1 protein-coding gene and 1 pseudogene are annotated in these 962 nt (G+C 49.6%); both read left to right on the top strand.

Going from position 1 to position 962, the window contains the following annotated elements:
* Positions 1-507 (top strand): annotated as a pseudogene (locus tag R7R78_RS24720) (hypothetical protein); the annotation flags it as partial.
* A partial coding sequence (locus R7R78_RS24715; RefSeq protein WP_225474448.1) for a tRNA-uridine aminocarboxypropyltransferase occupies positions 507-962 on the top strand: 456 nt, incomplete at its 3' end. The pseudogene R7R78_RS24720 and the gene R7R78_RS24715, both read left to right, overlap by 1 nt.

Raw genomic sequence — 962 nt, 5'->3', positions numbered from 1 at the left:
CAACCGGCGGCGAAGCGTGCAGACCAACCTATCGGCAGTGCTGACGTCCCATCCAGTGCCGATTTCGATTCCAAAGTCGATGCTGCGGTACGTAACTACTTCTTCATCCATCAAACCGACCCAAGCAATAACCAATACCGCTGGTTAACGTACGATCTCAATGGTGATGGTAATGAAGAACTGCTGGTTCAATTGGATTGGTGCGGCTCAGGCGGTTGTACGCTCTTGGTGTTCGAAAACCATGAAAAAGAATGGCGCTTCAATAGTCGAATTACACTGGTAAGAAGCCCAATAATGCTCGGCCAACAAACGTCGCACGGTTGGCGCGACCTGATTTTCGATGTTAGTGGCGGTGGCGCAACACCAGCAAAACATGTCATGCAGTACACTGGCGTAAGCTACCCTCTGAACCCGAGCATGGCACCAACAGCCACACCAGAACAAATCAGTGGTGTTCGTCTGTTCTCGGATGGTATTAGCCCAGTGCGTGAAGGGGTTCGACTGTAATGTCACAACCGTGTCCCCATTGCGGTTTTCAGTTCAACTGTATTTGCTCGCTGGTGCCTAAACTCACCAGCAAGCACGAAATACTGCTATTGATGCACCCAAATGAGCTAACTCGTGACACCAATACGGGCCAGCTATTACAGCATTGCCAACTCAACGTCGAGCAAGCAATCTGGGATCGCAAACAACCACCAGCAGAGTTGCTCACTCGCTTGGCTGATCCATCGCTGTACCCGGTGATTTTATTCCCAAGTGAAGAAAGTATCACACTCGAACATGTGGAAATGCAAAGCCAGAAACAAGCCAAAATGCCGTTGTACATTATTTTGGATGCCACCTGGCAAGAAGCACGCAAGATGATCAATAAGAGTCGCTGGTTAGAAGGTATCCCTACCATGGGACTTTCCGTACTCGCCGATTCTCAATATCAGCTGCGACGTAATCAGCAACAAGGC

The organism is Vibrio sp. 2134-1 (genome assembly GCF_033339495.1).
The sequence above is the reverse complement of the archived record's forward strand: the minus strand, read 5'-3'. Positions and strand labels throughout refer to the sequence as shown.